The following is an 18,924-nucleotide window of genomic DNA, read 5'->3' on the forward strand; positions in this document are numbered from 1 at the left end:
CATCTATTCAACACAGCAGTCTGAATTGCCGTGTTGAATAGCGGCCTCTGAGTCACGAGGCAACGATATCGATCCGGAGACCATAGTATCAACCGGTCACAAGCCGATTCAAATCCCGATTGCCTCGGCCAACACTGCTATTCAACAGAGCAGTCTGAATGCCGACTCATGGGGAACATACTAGATACCGACGTCAGAAACAAGATTTAAAACTCGAGTTGTTCCTTGTCCGTCAACGATTTTTTTTCCAAGGTTCCGCCGTTGGACTCGGAGAGTTTTATTCGAGGAATATTCATTGATACCACGCCGGAACGACGTTTGCCCGGATCCACGATCAAGAACGGTTGCCGCGTTGCGATCGCGGAGCGAATTCGCGATTGGCTCTTGATTGTCGATAACTGGTATAGAGATGATCGGCGTTCCGAGCGCAAGCAATTCATATGTAGTTGTGCTGGCCGTTGCTACGGCAAGGTCCGCTTGGAACATTCGCTCTGGGAGGTTATTTGGGTCGCGGACGACACGGACATCCGTGCTCACGTCTTCGGCCACCTCTTTGATCTCCGCTTCTTGTTCTATCGAGAATCCGGGCCCAACAATAGCATCCACACAGAGAGAAAATCCTTCGAAAGCCCGAATCACGATCGGAGTCAGTTCCGCGACGTCGCTCCCCCCCATCGTGACGATCGCACGGCTCGGCGGATCGCGCCACGGCGGATCCTTTGAGGCGTATTCCGTGATCTCCTGTCGCAGGAGGAGGTACTCTGGTCCGAGACACCACTCTGGTTCCGAACCGATCACGTTGTACTCCAAGTCTGACGCGTAGAGGTTCCCGTTTACAAGCACGTCGGCGCTGATCCGATGCCGAGTATCGTCAGCAACGACCACGAGCGGGGTGGCTTCCCTGAGCTGCTGCTGGTACATCGCGTCCGCGAGATACGAGTCTAGGACAGTTATGTCTGCGTGATCGCGAGTGAACTCCCGAACCGGCGTAGGATCCTCTCGAGAAGAAATAGTCACCGTATCTACACCGTCAGGGCAGACTTCTCGGACGTGTGCCGGTGTCGTCGTAACGTACGCGACTCCGTGGCCGCGAGCGAGGAGTTCGCTGGAGAGCGCACCGGTTCTGACGAGGTGCCCATAACCGATCTCCGGGCCGCCATCGGCGCGTACGGCGACGTACATCGAACGTCAAACGCGTTCGATGGGGTTCGTCAGTTTCCCGATTCCCTCTATTTCACAGGTGACTGAGTCCGCATCATCGAGAAAGTTCGTCGGGTTTCCGGGGTCTCCAAGTGCGACGAGATCGTTTTCATGGAGCTTACAGATATTGCTTGCAAACGAGACCATCTCAGGAATTGAGAAGGCCATCTGTTCGGTCGAACCCGAGACGGTCGTTTCGCCGTCTACGCGGATCTCTACGTCGAGGTCGTCGTATGTCGTTTCCGCATCCCGGTCCACGTACTCGCTGAGGACGGGTGAAAACGTTGGGAGAAGTTTGTAACCGACACCAGTTATCATCCCGTGATCCGGATCCGACCAGCCGGGCCAATCTCCTGACGCGGTGACATCATTGGAAATTGTGAACCCCTTAATTGCGTTCCAAGCTTCCTCCTCGTCAGCTTCGTAGATGCCTTCGCCGATGACCGCGGTGATCTCGGCACCGGGTTTTATTTTCTCAACCCGGTCGGGGATCCGAATTGTTTCGTTCTCATTGATCACCGCTTCGTCGGGGACAACCCAGAGGTCTGGCCAGCGATACGTCCGCTCTGTTTCCTGTTGATGGGTTTGGAAGGTACCCCCAAGAGCGACGAACTTTCCTATTTGATCTTTTGGGAAATTCACAACGAGGATTGGTTCAGCAACCCGATTATATCTGTCGCTTAGATTTTTATTATTTCGGCTGAGGAAAACTAATGAATTCAGAGAATTAGATGTTGCTGATCTCGCGAATAAACGGCTTCATTTCACGCTCATAAGTCTCATCGATCACAGCCGGGATCATCTCATAGCGATGCCAACCGGTTGTCAGCTCTTGATGGATGAAGTCAGTTACCTGATCTACGACATCATCACGCGCAGGAGTTGTTGGATGGCTAACTCTGTCTCCTCCCAAATATTTTCGCTGTAATTGGTGGATAGTACCCTCTGGGAACGTTTGGAGTATTTTCTTCGGCGTTGAACTTGCTTCCGGAACGCGTCTCGTGAAGGCTGGGAAACCACATCCGCCTAACGTTTCCGTGAACCCCAGTCCCCGTCCGTCTTCACAGAGTAAAACAGAGGGGCGGCGTTTGCGGAGGAATCCGACATGTCCGTGTACCCGGTAGCCGACGTGTAAATCACAGTCGGAATAGAAACTGATGTTGGAAACATCACCACTGACATCCTTCTTTTCGAATCCATATTTATTGGCGTTTGAAGCCAATTCCTGACGTTTCGGTGATTGGCTGGGATCCCCATGTGTACAGAATAATTTTTCCGCATCTGGGAACATCCCACCCAGTTCGCTCATTAAAGATTCAGCCTGATCAAAGTATTGAGATTGATGTGGGTCAGTAACTACCAATTTATCTATCTTTTCAGGCTTACACATTTTTTCACCCAAGCTTTCGAGATCGTACCAAGCACAATCGCCGACCATCCGAGAGGAGATATCCAACCCCTCTAGTGCTTTCTGAGTGTAGTAGTCGCGAGAACTGACAGCTGGTGCGTGTTTTGCTACATACTGGTAGAATTGTACGACAGACCGATCGTACTGTGGGTAATTTTCGGATGTGAGTTGTTCGTAATCTCCTGGGAAGTCAGACCACGCGGAGGCTAGCGGGACGACAGGAACACCAATAGAGCCGTCTACTATCGCATCGGCGAGTTTTGGTCTCCAAATAGATGAGCGAATTCCGAAAGCTGCAATCAAGAGAGCTTTGGATTCGTTTATTAGATCAATATCTTCTAGTAATTCATCCACGTCGTAGTACGATACGACCCGCTCGTCAGTGATGTCATCGATGAATTCCGCGGCGGACTCTCCAATCAACTTGTCGCCAACATTATATGATCCGTCATCCGGGAGGCTCTTAAAAAGAGCGAGCATACCAGATACGTCCTACGCGGATTATTAAAATTAGCGTTTAGCGATCCACTCGGCGACTTTTCGTGGATTATCACCGACGGCATTCAACGCATCCACAAGCGACCAATAGTCGGCAGGGGTATCGACAGCGAGATGGACGCCTGAGAAATGATTCCAAGAAGGATTATCAGACCAATTTGTATCCCAATTAGCAGGTTCGGACCGAGCCAGTTTAACCGGATGCGTCTCTTCAAGAGCGTGAAGTTCACGCAAGAGATCCGGGTCGATAGCGTCAACACCGATCCCTACCGGCATATTCCCAGTGACGTTCGTCGTGTATCGCGCGTCATTCGACATGTGTTCCTCAACCACGCGATCGATTTCCTCGCTTGGCACAAACGGGCAGTCCGCGGTGATCCTAACAAGGAGATCACATCCGGTTTTATTTATCACCTTAAGATGACGTTTCAACAGATCGTCTTCGGGGCCAACGAGATGGTCAATTCTGGATCGGTCACAGTAAGTTTCGATGGCGTCATTCTCAGGACGATCACCGATAGCAGCGACAGTCTCATCAACGGTTTCAGCGTCCCTGCTTCGATCTATCGGCCACTTAAGCAAACGACGGTCTCCAAGGGGAAACAGAACCTTTCCAGGCAGTCGTGTCGATCCAAGTCTCGCTTGAATACTCGCAGCAATGAACATACTGATCCGTCTTATCTCGTTGAACTTAACTACACCTCAGATTAGAGGGGCGACGTTAACTTAGAGAATGAGGCGTTCGAGTTTCAATTGCCTACGTCAGAAATCGAACGCCTTGCCGGTCGTAGCAACTGGATTGACTTAGGATTTATCGAGCGAGAGTGGATACCCCACAAGATCATTGAAACGGGTATTCAAATCACCTCACTGGAATATCACTTCCGAATACAAACAATACCTTGAAAGGCTGTGTTGAATCGCCATACAGCAGCGAGGTAGGCCGCTAAATCAAAGGAGTTGAAGCGGGAGACTTCAGTTGTTCATGACCCAAATCTCCCGCTTCATCGGGGAGGTTGTGCCGGTTGCTCAAAGAGTTACTGGCGATGGAGGCGAATCCGCCGCCCCGGACGGTGGCGGCGGATTCGCCGACTACGCACTCGTTTCCCTCCATTGTCTCCGGATTTACCTCGATACGTCGTACCGCATGACAATCGACTTGCTCAAAGAAATGCCACAAATAACCGGGGAGATCGGCCTCAGCGCGGCCGATCTCCCCGCGCCGTCCACGTTGTGTAGGGCGTTCGATCGGATCAGCATGAGCGTCTGTCGAGTGCTGCTGCGCCAGTCGGCGCAGCTGCACGACCTCTCTGAACACGCCGCGATCGATGCCACGTTCTACGACCGCTCACCAGCCAGCCGCCACTACTGCCAGCGAATCAGCTACCGCGTTCAAAAGCTCAAGGTTACGAAACTCGTCGATACAGCGTCGAAAGCCGTCCTTGACGTTCACTGCTCAACAAATCGAGAAGGAAGCGACGCAGACCTTGCTGAGCAGATCGCCCGCCGGAATGCGGGCGATCTGCGGTCTCTCGCGGCCGATAAAGGCTATGACAAGCAACCGCTCCGTGAAGGCCTGCGTGAGCTCGGGATCAGACCGCTGATCAAACATCGGATCTTCGCACCGTACGACCACGCACACAACGCCAGAATCGACGATAACAGCTACAATCAGCGCTCAATGACTGAAACCGTGAACTCGGCTGTCAAGCGCTCGCTCGGCTTCGCCGTGCGAGCGCGCTCGTGGTTCCGTGAGTTCCGCGAAATCGCGCTGATGTGTGTCGTCTATAACATCACACGCTTCGTCAAACAGAGAATCTCTTCGCCTTACAGCGATTCAACACAGCCCCTTGAAAAGTTTGGTGTCGATCGGAGCCGAACAGCAATTCACAACTGGATTCAAAAGGCCGATCTACAGCCGAGAGACGGTGTAAGCCCGAATCGCGTTGCCGTCGATGAGACGGCGATTCAGATCGACTCAGACAGATTCTGGCTGTACGCTGTGTCGATCCTCGGACAAACGAATTCCTCCATATTGACGTTTTTCGTGTCCAAAATCAACAATTCACATTGGTGTTTCTCTTTGAGATTGCAGAGAAACACCACGTTGACGATGAGCAGTTTCTTGTTGATGCTGGCGGATATCTCACAGCTGCGCTCTCACGGACTTCGCTCCGATTTCAAATAGCTCGTCATGGAAATCGGAAGGCCACCGAACGTGTTTTTAGAGAAGTAAAATCCGAAACCCTCCGTTATCAAATACATTTAGAAACGCAGAGCCGACGGTGACAGAATCATGGTTTCGAGCCTTCGCCGTCTGTTGGAACAGATGCTAAAGTTAACATGACCTCATCTGACCCACCTATCGTCTGTTCCCATTCTCCGAACAGATGTGCTGCTCACAAAGTATTTCCCACCCCACCAACACCTCTCACCCATGCAAGCAGTCGTACTGGCCGCAGGCAAGGGTACCCGTCTCCAACCGCTCACCGACGACAAGCCGAAAGTGCTCGTCGAGGTGAACGGCACGCCCCTCATCCAGGACGTCTTCGACAACCTGATCGACGCGGGGGCGACCGAACTCATCGTCGTCGTCGGCTACAAGGCCGAGCAGATCATCGATCGGTACGGCGACGAGTACGACGGTGTCCCGATCACCTACACTCACCAGCGCGAACAGCTCGGGCTCGCACACGCGATCCTCCAAGCGGAACCCCACATCGACGGCAACTTCATGCTGATGCTTGGCGACAACGTGTTCCGCGGGAATCTCGGCGACGTGGTGAACCGTCAACAGGAGGACCGCGCTGACGCCGCGTTCCTCGTCGAGGAGGTGCCCTACGAGGAGGCCTCCCGGTACGGCGTCCTCGACACCAACGAGTACGGCGAGGTGGTCGAGGTTGTCGAGAAGCCAGACGACCCGCCGAGCAATCTCGTGATGACCGGCTTCTACACGTTCACGCCCGCGATCTTCCACGCGTGTCACCTCGTCCAGCCCTCCGACCGTGGCGAGTACGAACTCCCCGACGCGATCGATCTCCTCATCCAGTCCGGCCGCACCATCGACGCGATCCGACTCGACGGCTGGCGGATCGACGTCGGCTATCCCGAGGACCGCGACCGTACCGAAGAACGTCTAAATGATCGTGAGGCTAGTACGGAACACGATAACTAGAAAGCAGACGGAGAAACTGTCGATAGCTGAAATCTTGTTTTAGCCTCCAATTAAGGTCTCCACTCAAAATACCACAATTCATATATAGTTAGTGCCGGAATCTATCAGAGATGCCAGACGAAAACTCCGGAGACGATATCGACAAAGCTGAAAGTACTGATGTCGATAGTTCCGGAGACCACCTCTCCGACATTCGAGATGGCGTGGGCTGCACGGAGATCTGGGAACACCTATCTGATGAGCGGAATAGGGAACGGCCGGAAGGAACAACCACTTCCTGAGCGTTGCTCCTCACCGCTTACTACTAGTTCCAGAAATACCATTTCCAGTCGAATCGCTATCGATGCCCTCAGCGCCCTCTTGATCGATATACTCCCAATCTTCAGTATCTAGACGACCCTCAAGATATGCTTCTCCGTCTTCGGTGATCATATAGACACCATTTCCGAGGTCGTTGATTAGACCATTCTCGGCCAATTTCTTACACCGACGATGGACCTGTTGGCGAGAGTATCGGATTGGACCTTCACGTTTCATTTTAGTCGGGGAACCGGACTCATGTTCAGATAGATACTCCAAAATACGATCGTCTACTGCGGTCATCCAGTTGCCCGCGTATCTCATATAAATCTCTCATACACCAATGTCCATATTACAGTCGTTTGTATATTTTATACACCTTCGTCACATTGAAGTAACTAGGGTGTTATAGTAGAACCACGGAACCCGAGTGACGAACTCTCGGCTCGTGAGAAAGTGTAGAAATCCCGACCGCGGTGCTCCAACACCCGGCCGGGACGGGTTCTGTGCGGCATCACAGAACCATGCTAATGCTGGCAACTGCGGGGCTTAAGCCCTGCGAGACGACTGACGGATCGAACAGTAACAGTTCCGGCTGTAGTTTGTGTACCAACACAGCCGACGGCTACGACGCTATCTTTGACGGCCCACTCTGTAGCACGTGCGCTGAGACACACAGCGCAGACGAGGACTCCATGGAGGGCCACAATGTCTAGCCACGCCGAGAGCGACGACATCTCGCTTGCCGATCTCTCAGCCATCCACCGCGACCTACTCTGGATACTCTCACAAACCGGCCCCAGCGAGAGCCGCCCACTCCACCACGCACTCGCTGGCTACTACACCGGCGGTATCAACCAAGCCCGAGTCTGCGACACTCTCGAGGAACTCATCGAACTTGACCTCGTTACCACACAAACCCACGACACGACCGAGTACCGACTCACCGAGTCGGCCCGCCGCACACTCTTCGCGCGCCAAGCGTGGCAAGCTGGCACTTGTAACGCCGAGAGAGGGCACGAATGACGCGCCCCGACAACCCACAAGCCGCAGACCTCGCCCAACTCACCCGCATCTCACTTGACACCCACAACCCGATCTGCCAAGTCTGCGGGCAACCCCTCCACGAAGGCGACGACATCACCGCCTATGCCTACCGCGCGGCCGGCGAACCCGCGTACGCGATCGGCTACATCATGTGCGGATCCGATAGCCACGAACACCCGACCGTCTTCACCCGTGGTGTTCGCGAGTACGTCCTCACGGGCCACATCGGGACGTGTTCAAACACCCAAACGCAATCCACAGCGTACGTCCTCCTCGACCCAACTGCGGTCGTCACGAGTCCCACGACGACCGCAGAACCACGCATCCACCCGGACGCCCAAACACGAACCCCAACCCAGCCAACACAACGGGAACCAACCCCGCTTCTCACGGCTGTCCGAGAATACGCCCGCTCTGATGGTGGCTCCCAACGCGAGGGGTCGGAGTAATGCTGGCCGATCTGACCCACCAGCTCATCACCAGCAGGTGATCAGCTGTGGAAACACGCCAACCTGCGGTCCGCAAGCGGGGGATCCGGCTCGTCAGCCACACCACGGACATCTCCACTGAGGGGATCACCTGTCCAGCGGTCTCGCCCCGACTGACCGAATGGGTACCAGACCTCCTCGCCAAACTCCGGCCGCACACCGAGCGAACCATCCGCGAGTACGCCACCACCGATCCGTGGCGAACGGGCTCCCAGCTCCTCACCAAAATCCTGCCAGCGTGGCACCACACGGACAGCCCATGGACCGACGACGTCGCTGAAGCCGTCGCGTACACCCGCGCGATCACGACACTCGCGCTCACCTACGGAGACCAACCCACCAAGACGCGCAGTCCGTACCACCAACAGCGACACGCCGATCTCACCGACACAGTCACCAGCATCGGGACGGGCCGCGGGCCAGTCAACGCCGATCTGGGCGCGCTCGCGAAAGGGCCAGTCGCACTCCATCGCGAACTCGACGATCAACCACGTGCCCTTACACTCCTGTTGGACGGCGACGCGTGGACCGCTCTCACAGACCGCCGCACGGGCGTCCGTGCACTCGCAGCGATCGCCGTGCTCGCCGATGGGTTCGACGTCAGACTCGTTGCCTCCCCGAGAGCCCGCCGACACCTCTTGAAGCGGTATCCTACCTGGAGTGAGTGTCACCTCGATCTTACTGAAAGCCGGGATCGGTCCTCCCACACCGACCACGCCCAAACTGTCGAAGCCGCGTGGGAGGCCATTCGTGATTTCGATACCGAGCCAGGAAAACGCCGGCTCCTCGGAAACCTCGAGGGCGAGGAATCCCGAAGCTACCGCGATCTTACCACCGACCACGCGATCGATGTTGCTGAGGGCACCATTGGCAGGTATGTCCTCGATCTCGAAGCTCGCGACTTAGTCACGGTTGACCGCCGTGGCCAGTACAACACCGTCCAACTCACCAATCTGGGCAAGCTCGCCGTCCAGCAGTATCTCGATGACAACTACGACCTCGTCCATCCGGATCAGCTCCGGTTTGATGGGAGTCTTACTGGGACCCCTCAACAACCTACAAGTACAGTGTCGCCCCGCCGGGTGGGCGAGGAAACACCCGCGCCCGACGAGTGGGTGGCAACAACCGGCGATCCAGATGAAGACGCTGACTACGTCCAGTGGCTCACGGGGCCTGCGAACGCTCCACGCCACCTCCACGAGCGATTCGGCACTGTTGCCCATGACGAGGCCATTACCCTCGTCGATGATCACCCACAGCCGCTCAACGACGGCCGTGTCGCGTACCTGAGCCACATCGACGATGAAACTCTTGTCGTTCTCCAGTGGGGTGGCCCCTTAGCCACCCTGGGACGTCTCGCGGGCGCCTTACTGAGCGAGAAGGCTCTCTCGAACATTCTTACCCCGACACGACTCGGCCAGGAGTTCGAGGCGATCGATGAGCCCAGCCAGCCAATTCCGACGGCCCGGATTCTCCGCCGTGGCCACCAAGTCGGCTGGTGTAGCGACGCCGAAACCACCTACGGTGCGTGGCGCGAGCGAATTACAACGGTTCGAGACCGTCTCCTCGCACAGGTTGCTGAACTCACAACCAGCGACGACACAGCCGCCCGCAGCGACCTCTTCGAGGATCTCCACGGTCTGATCGCCTCGGCGACCCAGCTGTATCACGCAGCCGGCATCGATCTCACGACCACCATCAGAGTGCCCGATACCGACGCCCTTGCACGCAACCCCACCCACCTCCAGGACCTCTGTGAGTTCCTCGCCAAGACAGCCTCCAAACAGTCTGTCTACGGCATTCACTCGGGCTACCGCATGCTGTTCGAAGACCGGCCCGCAAAGCTGTGCCGGCGACTCCCGTACGAAACGGACCACGACGCGACGATGGATCTCACGATGTCGTGGGTCCTTGCCGGCCCGACGATCACGGAACTCCATGACGACATCACTGCCGCCCTCTCGAGAGAACTCACCACGGTCCGGAAGGCGATCGCCGACGGCACTAAACCCGCACCGACACTCGAAATTCCGGTCGTCGACGGGACGACCTACCCCGCCATCCGGCGGGTGATCGACGAGGTCGTGATGACCCACGACGCCCAGTGGACACCCCGCGAGCGCCAGCGGCTCGTGCGGCTCTGTCTGCGCTCGTTCGGCCCAGCGGACACCACACGGCGTGCGTGTCCGTACGACGTCGTGGTGAGCCTGCTGCGAGCGCTGAACGAGTCTCGGACGCCGACGCTGGCCGCGGTCGAGCGCGCAGCGGCCACGCTCCCATCGGAGCGGTTCCGGCCCGATCTGTCGCCAACAGCGACGAAGCTGTACGCCACCCTCCTCAAAGCCGATAGCCCACTCGGCCGCTCGGAGCTAATCGAGCAGGCAGACATCTCCGCGAGCAGCTATGACCGAAGGCTCAGCGACGTTCACGAACTCGATCGTGTGAGAGCGGTCCAAGAGAAGGGCCACCGCCGGTGGACCACAACGGATCAACGGACACCGCCGGTGACAGCGTGGCTCCCACCGCACAGCGGCCACACGAGACCACCGCTGGTGACGCATCGACACGCACCAACCACCGGATGGAGCAGCCGACGCGCCACCCACACCGAATCTGCTGACAGTGCCGACTGGAGGAGACGCCCACCACTCGCGTTCGCCAGTCACCCCCCCGAGACCACCATGATTCCACGAGACACCGACAACGGACAGCACAGCCAGCAGCCGCCAACCAACCACAGACCACCAACCCACCTAACTGCCAGTACACCGCCGACAACAGCAGTCGCAACGCCACAAACCAAGCTCCAAACAGGAGATCACCAATGAGTGAGCCACACCTCGACCTGGAGACGGTCGTCAGACGCGAGCGCCCGGTAGCGACGGATGGGACCATTCAGGTCAGCACCGACAGGACCGACGTCACCGAGGGCTCGCGAGTCCTCCTCAGCTTCGGTGACGACCGCGAAACGACCTACGCAGTGCTCACACCCACGGAGGCGAAGCGGGTCGCCACAGCGCTCGAACAAGCAGCGGTCCGCGCAGAAGCAGCCGACGTCGTGGAGGATCATGCTGATGAGTGACGACACTGACCTCACCACAGAACTTGACACCGTGGGCACGCCGGACGGCGAGGACCCGGATCACGACCCGACCAACGGCCGCTGGTTCGAAACGGAAGTGGCCGACACACTCGAAATGTGGGGGTACAGGACAGCCCGCAACGAACAGCTCTTCGGCCTCGAAACGGACGTGATTGCCCGGCGGGATGACCTTCAGGGTGATCCGGATGATTTCCTCGTGGTCGAGTGTAAAGACTGGCACAAAACGGCCGTCCAGCGCGATGCTGTCGAGGCAATCGCCTTACGCGCCGCGCTCGCACGAGCAATGCCGGTACTCGCTGTCGCCGGCCACGTCACCGCGAGCGCATGGAAGTTGGCACAGCTGCTCGATGTCCGGATCCTCACCGAACCCGACCTCCGCGACGATCAACTCCCACCCCTGACCACCCGTCGACCGCCAAGCGGCACACTCCGCGCACGGCGGGAACCTCTGATCCGGGACTTGCGTGACCGACTCCCCCTCTTGCTTTGCCGCAAGAGCAGCCTTGACATCGAGTCGCCCGTGTTCTACGGGGCCAGCCGTGGTCCTTGTTACGTGCCAGATCGAACGGGCAACGACGAGTACGTCGACGCTCGCGAGAGCGACTACGAGTTCGGGTAGCGAGGATTCGTGACATCCTCCCCGGCTGAAACAGCCGGTCGTTGAAGAGCGCGAATTGACCATTGAGAATTTGTACTGACACGGATGGCACGTCACAACACCTAATGTGGTGGAGAGAGAATGTAGGGTAAGATGGCCTCAAACAACGACAAAATCCAGTTCCGGGGAGAAGCTGAGAAGGAGGCGACTCAGATTGTCGATCAGATGCGTCTTGGTGGGATCAATATCAGTGAGCTTGCTCGACAGGGTCTTCAAGAGAAACTCCGAGAAGTCCTCTCGGACGAGGAGAAGATTACCCTCCACCGGCGATACAAGGAGGGAAAACTTGCTGAAGAAGTTGCAGAAATCCTTCTTGGTGATGCCTTAGAAGAAATTGAGCGGGAGCAAGAGGCTTTTGAGGAGGCTACAGAACTTGATACGAGTGGCGTTTTCCAGCAGTGAAGATGGTGGACGATGATGTCCGCCACCCGGTTATCGTTGATACAGATGCATTAATTGCTGTTGCGAACACGGGTCTTTGGTCTCGAATTACGGACAATATCCAGCTGACGACGACCAACGTGTGTTATCATGAACTCAAGCGTCACGTTCGGGAGATGTCTGAGTACGCTCCTGATGAGACGAGAGAGCGCTGGGTTCACCATGGGAGCAAGAAGGCAGTTGATTCGTTCGACGACGAGGAGACGTCGTTTACGACGGTCGCGTGTGTTCCTCGACCACATGGGGAAGATGCTGGGGAGACCTCCGTGAAGATGGAAATCGAACAGCATACAGAGCTGTATCGGTTTGCGATTTTGATGGATGCGCACGGGCGTCAAGCTATTAATCGAATATTCGGTGACGCAGACGAGACAACTGGGAAGGCAGTTGCTCCCACGTTTTTGCTGTATCTATTACTAGATGAGGGGAAGTGTACTGTAGCGGAGTTTTGTCAGGCCTGTGGCGAAATGCTTCGAGGGGAAGGCTGGACAGGGTATCAAGCAATTCAGGCAGCATGGGAAGCGATCCCGGTGGATTGCTCGCAGTATCTCCCGAACGATCTGGTTTCATGAATCTCCAGAATAATATGTGAACTCAGTAGGTAACCATCCAAGTCGGTTGCCCTGGGTTCACAGAGGAAAGGAGGAAGCCAACGACTTCAGTCGTGGGTCCCTGACCCAGAGGTAGAGGCCGGCGAAGAGAGCATGATATCATCTTCCGAGACAGCATTTACCAGGCCGACAAGATGAAGCAAAGCCCACCCGAACAGAGATGTCACGCCTGCGCGGAGACTAGAGCCGCTCACAGCGGCAAGCTGGGGGTCAACAGACAGCCCGCTAACGACGAGGGTCGCTCCAAGCAACCCGAACACGACCCCACCGATTCCGAAAAGAGAGGCAGCAGTCTGCTGTGCGGACGTGAGGTTCGCGTAAGCCGCTGTAAACAACGTTAGGACCCGCTGATAATTTTTGACTGGATCAGCCGAGTCTGCGTGATCAGCCTCGTCGGCTGCTGTCGGACCATCGAGATCCGAGTGCTGTGACTCGACACCAGAAGTATCGACAGCGACACCAGTCGTCGTCGAACTGGCCCAGGAATCGGCGATAGAGTACCAGTACGGCCGTCCAGTCGTATTGGTATCAAGATAGCCGTGCTCGGCGAGTGTATCCAAGTCCCTACGCAGCGTGTCTGCTGTCACATCAAACGCGTCGTGGTCGGCCAACTCCTGAACACAGACTGTCCGTGCCTGCTGGTCGGTCAGTTCCCGACTGCGGTCGTCGCCCGGAGAATGGATGATCTCAACAATCTCTTTCGCCCGGGATTTCACTCGAGAAACCGGTTGCTGATCAGACCCAATCCGGTCGTCACGACTGATAGCAGCTTGTATCGCTTCAACAGGTGAGGGACTGTCCTCTCGCTCGCGTCCCGTCTCTGAGACGGCAGCCATCACGAGTGTGGTCCCACTGATAGACATAATATATCCGTGGTCAACTTATCAATTCTGAGAACCAACCTCTCAGCCCGATATATATCTGTCGGAGATTCGACTTTCGAATTCGAGAAATCGACTTTCATAATCCCCTCGTCAGTGCCCAGCGCAGGATGTACGAACCAACGACCTGTCGTGGACACACCACGGCACGACGAACCGACCACCGGTCACACCGGAGGTGGCCCGTATGAGCCAGCAAACACTCTCAACGGGCGCCGTCGAACAGCTATTCAATCGGCATGAAACGCGCCCAGAATTGTGGCTCCCCGAACTCCAGAACGGGCGCGTGAGACAGGATACGATTCATGTAACACCCCCCGTCAATCCCGTGGATAGAGACAAGCTCGTCCACGAGACGGGTGATGAAATCGCGGAGGCAATCACAGAACTCAGCAAGAAGATAGAGGCCCCGATTGAAGTACTAACGTACCCGCGGCCGGTATCGCGTACAGATGTGGATACAGCGGCGGTGCTGTGTCATGCGTTTCATATCGCTCCACACTTCGTCGATGGCCGCGCGATCCAGGCAGACATCACCGACTTCGACGAGCGGGTGCTCCAGAACCTCCTCGACGTCGCTCACGAGAAAATAGCCGATAGCTTCCCCGAAATGTACGATGTCGAGATAGGCGATCTCAACCTGGATCCAATTGCGACCGGTGGACCGACCGCCACCTGCCGACTCGTCAACGAGGATGCTGAAGAACTCGCTGGGGTTGGCAAAGTCAATGCGGAACCAATGAAAAAGGTCTTCGACGCACTCACGAGAGCGCGCGAGCCGTTCGTTCATCAGCTTATTGTTGAACCGGATGACGGAAAGCAGTATATTACCGCTCGGCTCGTAACGCTGTCGTCCGACCACACGTACCAAGGAGATCGCGGACTGGCCCGACTCGTCAAGGAAGGGGCTCCTGGAGACTTCGGACGGACGTTTAAATTGATCGGCCTCACGTCGAATTACAACATCGACATCGAAGACTACCTCCACATCGAATACGACCAACAAATCAACGGACAGATCGCCCACACGGTCAGTATCAGAGACGCGATGCGAAAACGGTACGATACGAGGTTCCAACACCGGCGCAAAATCGAGAAATTAAAAAAGATTGTGTTGGGCCATCCAGACTTTCCACGGCTACTCAACGGCTCAACAGGCTGGAAGCAAGCAGCAGAAGATCACGGGTACTACGGCCGGTTCTGGATCCCACCGGCGGCAATTGGCTACTTCACGAAACGGTACGTGCACTACTACGACATCGATCCGTGGACGAATTCGCCGGTCCGGGAAGCGCCGGTGTTCACGCCACGGTCAGTACGCGATATCGACGTCCAGACAGACTGGGAAACACCCGGACCGACCGTCGACGCTGAACAGCGACACCAGACTGACGGAACTGATGCCCACCTAAAACTCGGCGACAGGTTCATGACGTTCGCGCGTGCCCGCGGCGACGAGATCAGCCGTGTCGAACAAGATGGGGAGTCACTGCCGGATCAGGAACTCACCCCAGACGAGGGGTACATCAATACCCTCGAAAAGCAGGTCGACAGCGACGTGGTCAACGTTGAACCGGAGTACAAAAACGAGTCCAAGCCGGCGAACATTCTCACGAACGTCGAACGTGCAATCGGTGCGGACCGCCACGTCGTCCTCGTCTGTAAAAGCGAATCGGCCGCTGATCGTGTCTACGACATCGTCTATGCGACGTATAACGAGCAAACAGAACACGGCGTCCAAACGTATCAGGGAGGCGCAATCCCCGAAATCGACGAGAAAATGCTCGTCACAGCCGAATCCGAATCAACGTGGTGTCTCACCCCCGATGGCATGCTTGTCTACGTTATCGACGGCGAGATCGTCACCCGCTGTCCGGCTGACGCGGATCTCACCGAGGTCGACCACGGCTGTGCGACCGCGCAGAAAGAAGACGGCAGATACATCGTCACCACCCGTGACGGTGAGACGCTGACGTACGAGAGCAGAACTGCGTTCAAACGAGAGTGGAGCCGAGTCACGATACCTCACGTCCCGATCGACATCAGCTATCTGCAGTACGTGACGATCATGTACGAGACGGGTGCGGAAAGCGAAGACAGCGGTGACTTCGTTGAGTATGACGCCACACCCGAATGGGAACGCGCCGGGGGGAAAATGGACCGGTACAAGGAGTTCGGAAGCGACGTCGCAGACGCGTTCCTCACCGAGACGCCCGACACCGAATTCCTCGTCAGTGAGTGTCATTCGACGATGATGGAGCTCTACCAGTGGTGCACCAGCAAAGACGACCCGAACACAGGGTGGTTCAGCAAAGGACTGCCCGATGAGATCGACCGGAAAGACACGTCCGGAGGAAAGAAAGCGCTCGTTGGCTACGGGTGGGTGTTCCCCCGCGGGCTCGTCTCGCCGCATCTCGCGGGTGTCGACGCTGACGCTGATCTCTCGCTGTAATCGCTAGCACCGATTTCACGTATGTCCCTACATCGAACTTTCCTGCGACTCCGCTGGCCGGGTGTCGACATTGCCGACGAGCGACGAACGACACCACTGCGTGATGACCTCGCCCGGGCAGTATACACCGCGACCCGCCAGCCGGATGATCTCGTCGAGGCGACCATCCACACCGGCGCGCAGTCGCAAGAACTGCTTTTGGCGGCAGGGAACCGAACACTCGAAGCGAACTACCCGCTCATCCGGGCCGCCCAAGAAGAGCTCCCACAAGAGATTGGGTTTGAGATTGTCGACGCAACAAAACTAGGATCCGCTCCCGCACTAACGGCGTGTCTCCTCGGCCTGGAGACAACAGACACAGCTACGATCCGCGCCCAGTCCACCCGAGACCCGGAGCTATCCCCGCCACAAACGGCGCTCCAAGGGTATCTTGAGACGCTCATCGACACCGAGCTCGCACACGTGATTCGGATTCTCGTCCGGAACGCAGGCTCCAAACGAGAAGTAACACTCCGCGCAGCACTATACGACCCCGACCGCCAGTGGGTGAGCGACAGCGACTACGCCGCCATGCTCGATGATGGCACCATCGATCCGGCGACGTATTTTACCGACGACGCGATCACGTCGTCATGGCGTCTGCCGCTTGCGGGGACGTGGAGTGTGTCGGCAGACGCGCCCGTGCTCGGCGAGACCCATGAGACGCCGCGGGTGTATCTCGACAACGACAAACTCCGTGCGCTCGAGCACGACGAGACCCACCGACCGGACAGCCGCCGCCGACTCGCCCGCAGTTCCGAGGCGTTCGATGCCCTGCGAGACCGAACGCCAAGCCCGTCCCGGCAGCGCGCATACAGCTCCCTCGATGTCGATCCATGGCTGACAGTCGACGCCGAGACGCTGCCAGCGTTTCTCGCGCACGTACCCGCCTACTACGACCGAGATCGATGGCCGCGACGCGCTGGCTGGGAGCCGTTCACCTACAGTGTTGAATCCGTGCTTCGTGAGGCACCGGGGACGGTCCATAGCACAACGGCTGATCGAACGACACCGACACCCGACCCGCTCGACGCGCTCGATATCGACGCCACCGACGACCACACTGAAGCCGCAGTCATGTGGTTACAGACACGGGGAAGGCTTCAAGATCCGCGCTGGTTCCCCGCTGCCACGGTCGAACTTGTCCGCCCGGGCCTCGCACGGCCAGTCAGTATCGTCACCGACGAGACGCTCACTGCCGGGGATCTCATTGCGCTTGTCAGTGCCGCCGCGCGCAAGGAGACGACCGCGTATATCGTTACCGACAGCGACGAGACGTCCGATCGCGTCGCTAGGCTGTTGGCCCAGCCGGTTCGCGAGACAGCGCCGGAGCGAGTGCGGCTGTATACGGCCTCAGAGCCGCTCAAAGCCGGGGGAACAATGGCAGTGTTCCCTCGGTCGGCTGGCCCGCCAACGTGGTGGCTCAGGCCTGACGGCGCGCTCGAGTTGTACAGCGGTGAAAAGCGACTCAGGGAGTGGGCACAGCCGTGGACAGCCGAGACGCTCGTCGCCTCGCTCCCGACCAGTCGCCGTGGTGACGATGCGTACGTCGTCCGTGATGCCGACGGCGACCATCGCACGAAATTTCAAACAGCAGACGACCTCGCAGCGTCGTGGGCGCCACTTCCAGCGCCCGTTGCGCCGGCGTTTCTCGCAACCGGGCTGTATCATGGAACCATCCTGACGCCAACGACGCGCGGATTCCAGGAATACCACCACCACCCAACGTGGATTACAAAGGACAATCCCCGGTATCGGTCACCATCATTTACCGAGGCGGCCGTCGACCGATTTCTCGACGAGTACACCGTCACAACGGACGCTGATCCGCTTGGGATCGACCAGGTGTTTCCACGGCTCTGTACCTGGCTGCGAACGATCGATCCCTACGGGCTTGAGTTCGATCTTGATCGCGATCGAGTCGACTATTACATCAACGACTGTCGCCAGTGGCGGTATCCGCCGTCCGAACCGGAGTAACCGTCACCCCCGTCGGCGAGTACATGACTGACGGAGGCGCCGCCCCAAAGTGTCCATTTTCTGTTAGAAGATCGGAACTGAAACACAGAGCCAGCAGGGTCCGTGTGCGACCAGCATCGACTCCGAGCGAGCGGTCCCACCCCAGAGTAGTCCAGTCAGATTCTTGAGGGTCAGTGAACAACTAGTAGGGAACCGCCACAGAGCCGCCAGTCGTCGGACCGCCCCACCAGCAGCAGCAGTCTGTGTAGCAGTACTTGCTACCGCACCAGCAGCACCACAAATCGCACGCAGGCGGCGACACAGCAGCAGCAACTCCCGACTAATATAGTAGAGATAGTTCTCAAATATGGCAGTGATAACGCACTGTGTGTGGACACCAACTCAGGGGGGACCCAAGACTCAGTACCCGACTGCCGGCCGCTGTGGACAGAGAGATATCAATGGGGCGCTCTTGTGTAGCACATTGTTGATGGACTGCAGTCTTGCGATTTGCGGGTGCGTGAATCAAATTGGGAGTCCACGGTAGAGGTGGTTAGAAAGTCGATTAGTGTTCCCACTCAACTGGCAACGACTGTATCAACAATCTCCTACAGAAGAGCGTATATAGTAGAATCTGGAACTCTTTGTGTGGCCAGCTAGTAGA

Annotated in this window: 17 protein-coding genes and 1 pseudogene; 12 read left to right on the forward strand and 6 right to left on the reverse strand. The window is 57.1% G+C overall.

Features of this window, described 5'->3' with window-relative positions; all coding sequences use genetic code 11:
• Positions 1–180 precede the first annotated feature (180 nt).
• The 4 genes from pseG to DJ69_RS13195 form a co-directional block, all read right to left on the reverse strand.
• Entirely contained in the window at positions 181–1,182 is a 1,002-nt protein-coding gene (pseG, locus tag DJ69_RS13180; RefSeq protein ID WP_099256028.1) for a UDP-2,4-diacetamido-2,4,6-trideoxy-beta-L-altropyranose hydrolase, read from the reverse strand.
• A 6-nt stretch (positions 1,183–1,188) separates the two neighbouring features.
• Positions 1,189–1,842 carry a fumarylacetoacetate hydrolase family protein gene (locus DJ69_RS13185; protein ID WP_180271825.1) on the reverse strand — a complete coding sequence of 218 codons (654 nt, stop codon included), beginning with the start codon at positions 1,840–1,842 and terminating at the stop codon, positions 1,189–1,191.
• 85 nt (positions 1,843–1,927) lie between these two features.
• Positions 1,928–3,088 carry a polysaccharide pyruvyl transferase family protein gene (locus DJ69_RS13190; RefSeq protein ID WP_099256030.1) on the reverse strand — a complete coding sequence of 387 codons (1,161 nt, stop codon included), beginning with the start codon at positions 3,086–3,088 and terminating at the stop codon, positions 1,928–1,930.
• A gap of 30 nt (positions 3,089–3,118) precedes the next feature.
• On the reverse strand, positions 3,119–3,772 hold the full coding sequence (locus tag DJ69_RS13195) for a cytidylyltransferase domain-containing protein (protein WP_099256031.1): 654 nt from the start codon (positions 3,770–3,772) through the stop codon (positions 3,119–3,121).
• A 319-nt stretch (positions 3,773–4,091) separates the two neighbouring features.
• Between DJ69_RS13195 and DJ69_RS13200 the strand changes: the two are divergent.
• The 3 genes and pseudogenes from DJ69_RS13200 to DJ69_RS18495 all read left to right on the forward strand — a co-directional run.
• A pseudogene (locus DJ69_RS13200) lies at positions 4,092–4,919 on the forward strand (IS5 family transposase); the annotation flags it as partial.
• Between the two features lie 624 nt (positions 4,920–5,543).
• The gene (gene aglF, locus DJ69_RS13210; RefSeq protein WP_099256032.1) at positions 5,544–6,281 is read left to right on the forward strand and encodes a UTP--glucose-1-phosphate uridylyltransferase AglF; all 738 of its coding nucleotides are present in this window, start codon (positions 5,544–5,546) and stop codon (positions 6,279–6,281) included.
• A gap of 110 nt (positions 6,282–6,391) precedes the next feature.
• Positions 6,392–6,562 (forward strand): hypothetical protein, encoded by a 171-nt coding sequence (locus DJ69_RS18495; RefSeq protein ID WP_180271824.1) that lies wholly within the window; start codon positions 6,392–6,394, stop codon positions 6,560–6,562.
• Positions 6,563–6,572: 10 nt separating this feature from the next.
• Here DJ69_RS18495 and DJ69_RS18915 read toward each other — a convergent pair whose 3' ends face one another.
• Positions 6,573–6,905 (reverse strand): helix-turn-helix transcriptional regulator, encoded by a 333-nt coding sequence (locus DJ69_RS18915; protein WP_099256033.1) that lies wholly within the window; start codon positions 6,903–6,905, stop codon positions 6,573–6,575.
• A gap of 384 nt (positions 6,906–7,289) precedes the next feature.
• On the opposite strand from DJ69_RS18915, the gene DJ69_RS13220 reads away from it, so the two are divergent.
• From DJ69_RS13220 to DJ69_RS13250, 7 genes are all read left to right on the forward strand, one after another.
• A complete protein-coding gene (locus tag DJ69_RS13220) occupies positions 7,290–7,607 on the forward strand; it encodes a PadR family transcriptional regulator (protein WP_099256034.1) in 318 nt (105 codons plus the stop codon).
• Positions 7,604–8,077, forward strand: coding sequence for a hypothetical protein (locus tag DJ69_RS13225; RefSeq protein ID WP_099256035.1), 474 nt, complete (start codon positions 7,604–7,606; stop codon positions 8,075–8,077). The genes DJ69_RS13220 and DJ69_RS13225 overlap by 4 nt, the downstream gene beginning before the upstream one ends.
• Before the next feature lie 47 nt (positions 8,078–8,124).
• A complete protein-coding gene (locus DJ69_RS13230) occupies positions 8,125–10,944 on the forward strand; it encodes a plasmid replication protein RepH (RefSeq protein WP_099256036.1) in 2,820 nt (939 codons plus the stop codon).
• Entirely contained in the window at positions 10,941–11,198 is a 258-nt protein-coding gene (locus DJ69_RS13235) for a hypothetical protein (RefSeq protein ID WP_099256037.1), read from the forward strand. The genes DJ69_RS13230 and DJ69_RS13235 overlap by 4 nt, the downstream gene beginning before the upstream one ends.
• Positions 11,191–11,838 (forward strand): restriction endonuclease, encoded by a 648-nt coding sequence (locus DJ69_RS13240; protein ID WP_099256038.1) that lies wholly within the window; start codon positions 11,191–11,193, stop codon positions 11,836–11,838. Before DJ69_RS13235 ends, DJ69_RS13240 begins: the two co-directional genes overlap by 8 nt.
• 132 nt (positions 11,839–11,970) lie before the next feature.
• The gene (locus DJ69_RS13245) at positions 11,971–12,279 is read left to right on the forward strand and encodes a hypothetical protein (protein WP_099256039.1); all 309 of its coding nucleotides are present in this window, start codon (positions 11,971–11,973) and stop codon (positions 12,277–12,279) included.
• Positions 12,280–12,281: 2 nt separating this feature from the next.
• Entirely contained in the window at positions 12,282–12,890 is a 609-nt protein-coding gene (locus tag DJ69_RS13250) for a hypothetical protein (RefSeq protein ID WP_245851680.1), read from the forward strand.
• Between the two features lie 86 nt (positions 12,891–12,976).
• On the opposite strand, the gene DJ69_RS13255 is transcribed toward DJ69_RS13250, so the two are convergent.
• Entirely contained in the window at positions 12,977–13,765 is a 789-nt protein-coding gene (locus tag DJ69_RS13255; protein ID WP_245851681.1) for a Fic family protein, read from the reverse strand.
• Between the two features lie 232 nt (positions 13,766–13,997).
• On the opposite strand from DJ69_RS13255, the gene DJ69_RS13260 reads away from it, so the two are divergent.
• Together DJ69_RS13260 and DJ69_RS13265 are read left to right on the forward strand one after the other, a co-directional pair.
• The gene (locus DJ69_RS13260; protein WP_099256041.1) at positions 13,998–16,262 is read left to right on the forward strand and encodes a hypothetical protein; all 2,265 of its coding nucleotides are present in this window, start codon (positions 13,998–14,000) and stop codon (positions 16,260–16,262) included.
• Between the two features lie 21 nt (positions 16,263–16,283).
• Positions 16,284–18,281 carry a serine/threonine-protein kinase gene (locus DJ69_RS13265; RefSeq protein ID WP_245851682.1) on the forward strand — a complete coding sequence of 666 codons (1,998 nt, stop codon included), beginning with the start codon at positions 16,284–16,286 and terminating at the stop codon, positions 18,279–18,281.
• The last annotated feature ends 643 nt before the right edge of the window (positions 18,282–18,924 follow it).

This window comes from Halorubrum persicum (assembly GCF_002727125.1).
In the GTDB taxonomy this organism is placed as follows: domain Archaea; phylum Halobacteriota; class Halobacteria; order Halobacteriales; family Haloferacaceae; genus Halorubrum; species Halorubrum persicum.

What these genes read in the sequence shown, in the direction of transcription:
- DJ69_RS13195 (WP_099256031.1), bottom strand. Translation starts at nt 3,772, where the DNA reads ATGTTCATTGCTGCGAGTATTCAAGCGAGACTTGGATCGACACGACTG.
- DJ69_RS13240 (WP_099256038.1), top strand. Translation starts at nt 11,191, where the DNA reads ATGAGTGACGACACTGACCTCACCACAGAACTTGACACCGTGGGCACG.
- DJ69_RS13250 (WP_245851680.1), top strand. Translation starts at nt 12,282, where the DNA reads ATGGTGGACGATGATGTCCGCCACCCGGTTATCGTTGATACAGATGCA.
- DJ69_RS18495 (WP_180271824.1), top strand. Translation starts at nt 6,392, where the DNA reads ATGCCAGACGAAAACTCCGGAGACGATATCGACAAAGCTGAAAGTACT.
- DJ69_RS13245 (WP_099256039.1), top strand. Translation starts at nt 11,971, where the DNA reads ATGGCCTCAAACAACGACAAAATCCAGTTCCGGGGAGAAGCTGAGAAG.
- DJ69_RS13235 (WP_099256037.1), top strand. Translation starts at nt 10,941, where the DNA reads ATGAGTGAGCCACACCTCGACCTGGAGACGGTCGTCAGACGCGAGCGC.
- DJ69_RS13190 (WP_099256030.1), bottom strand. Translation starts at nt 3,088, where the DNA reads ATGCTCGCTCTTTTTAAGAGCCTCCCGGATGACGGATCATATAATGTT.
- DJ69_RS13260 (WP_099256041.1), top strand. Translation starts at nt 13,998, where the DNA reads ATGAGCCAGCAAACACTCTCAACGGGCGCCGTCGAACAGCTATTCAAT.
- DJ69_RS18915 (WP_099256033.1), bottom strand. Translation starts at nt 6,905, where the DNA reads ATGAGATACGCGGGCAACTGGATGACCGCAGTAGACGATCGTATTTTG.
- pseG (WP_099256028.1), bottom strand. Translation starts at nt 1,182, where the DNA reads ATGTACGTCGCCGTACGCGCCGATGGCGGCCCGGAGATCGGTTATGGG.
- DJ69_RS13255 (WP_245851681.1), bottom strand. Translation starts at nt 13,765, where the DNA reads ATGGCTGCCGTCTCAGAGACGGGACGCGAGCGAGAGGACAGTCCCTCA.
- DJ69_RS13225 (WP_099256035.1), top strand. Translation starts at nt 7,604, where the DNA reads ATGACGCGCCCCGACAACCCACAAGCCGCAGACCTCGCCCAACTCACC.
- DJ69_RS13220 (WP_099256034.1), top strand. Translation starts at nt 7,290, where the DNA reads ATGTCTAGCCACGCCGAGAGCGACGACATCTCGCTTGCCGATCTCTCA.
- aglF (WP_099256032.1), top strand. Translation starts at nt 5,544, where the DNA reads ATGCAAGCAGTCGTACTGGCCGCAGGCAAGGGTACCCGTCTCCAACCG.
- DJ69_RS13265 (WP_245851682.1), top strand. Translation starts at nt 16,284, where the DNA reads ATGTCCCTACATCGAACTTTCCTGCGACTCCGCTGGCCGGGTGTCGAC.